Here is a 1,036-nt window from a genome sequence, read left to right as displayed (position 1 = left end):
GTCCAGAGCTGGGCGGTACCCAGGCTCGCCGGCGAAAACCGGAGCCGTGCCGGCCGCGCGGACAGATGAGCAACTGCTATAGAAGACGTCCCCAGCGGGGGCCGGCGTCGAGCGCGATGGAATGATGACACGGGGTGGCAGGGGAGCGGGTTCAGCCACTACAGCATTTGAGAGGGTCGGGACATAGATCCATTCGGGTGCTGCCTCCGCCAGCGCTGGTGATTGTTCTGCCACCGCGACCGGCGCTGGCGCTTCGTCGTCCAAGAGCACGACAGTTTGTCCTTGGCGATCAGGAGGCACAGGCACGCAGGCGGTCAGCAGGATTGCGGCGGGCAGGGTGTCAATGATCCTCACTCAACGGCCTCCAACCCCATCAGGGCAGCTCTGATGAGAGCAGGAATGCAGTGATTTGCGAAGCCTCTCAGACGGCCCTGTCAGAAGAACTCGGGTTGAGCGGGGCAGGGGGTCGGCCTAGCCTCCGCGGATCACTATGCCCAGCCCGTTCAAGTACTTCAAGACCTCGCCCGAGGTGATCCGCTTGGCGGTGATGCTGTACGTGCGCTTCCCGCTCTCGCTCCGGAAACCGGAGGACCTTCTGCACGAGCGCGGCATCGAGGTGAGCCACGAGAGGGTGCGGTTCTGGTGGGGGAGGGTCGGCCCGATGTTCGCGGCCGAGATCCGCCGCAAGCGGGTGGGCCAGATGCGGTTCTCCCGCTGGCGCTGACATCTGGACGAGGTGTTCGTGAAGGTGAATGGGGTCCGGTACTACCTCTGGCGGGCGGTGTCGCCCGTCGGCCTCTTCTTGCCCGCCTCCAGAAACTTCTTGGACCAGCCGTAGACCATGGAGCTGGCAATGCCCTCGCGCCGGCACAGCTCAGCGATGCTGTCCTCGCCTCGCAGGCCCTCCAGCACAGTGCGGATCTTCTCTTCGGCCGAGAACTGGCGGCGCGTGGCGCGCCGGATTTGCCTGCCCCAATCGGGTGGTCCGGGTTCAGACTTAGTGCATGACCGGCTTGGGCGCTACGACTGGGGTGGC

1 protein-coding gene and 2 pseudogenes are annotated in these 1,036 nt (G+C 65.3%); 1 reads left to right on the top strand and 2 read right to left on the bottom strand.

All coding sequences use genetic code 11. The features are described 5' to 3' along the window. Positions 1–159, bottom strand: a 159-nt coding sequence (locus tag FHG66_RS23070) for an excalibur calcium-binding domain-containing protein (RefSeq protein ID WP_425471776.1), incomplete at its 3' end; no start/stop codon positions are given. A 331-nt stretch (positions 160–490) separates the two neighbouring features. Here FHG66_RS23070 and FHG66_RS21410 point away from each other — a divergent pair. After that, positions 491–796: pseudogene (locus FHG66_RS21410) on the top strand (IS6 family transposase); the annotation flags it as partial. Here the strand turns inward: FHG66_RS21410 and FHG66_RS21405 are convergent. Further along, a pseudogene (locus FHG66_RS21405) lies at positions 775–963 on the bottom strand (transposase); the annotation flags it as partial. The pseudogenes FHG66_RS21410 and FHG66_RS21405 sit on opposite strands and share 22 nt — an antisense overlap. Positions 964–1,036 lie beyond the last annotated feature (73 nt).

The organism is Rubellimicrobium rubrum (assembly GCF_006152115.1).
Classification (GTDB): domain Bacteria; phylum Pseudomonadota; class Alphaproteobacteria; order Rhodobacterales; family Rhodobacteraceae; genus Rubellimicrobium; species Rubellimicrobium rubrum.
The sequence above is the reverse complement of the archived record's forward strand: the minus strand, read 5'-3'. Positions and strand labels throughout refer to the sequence as shown.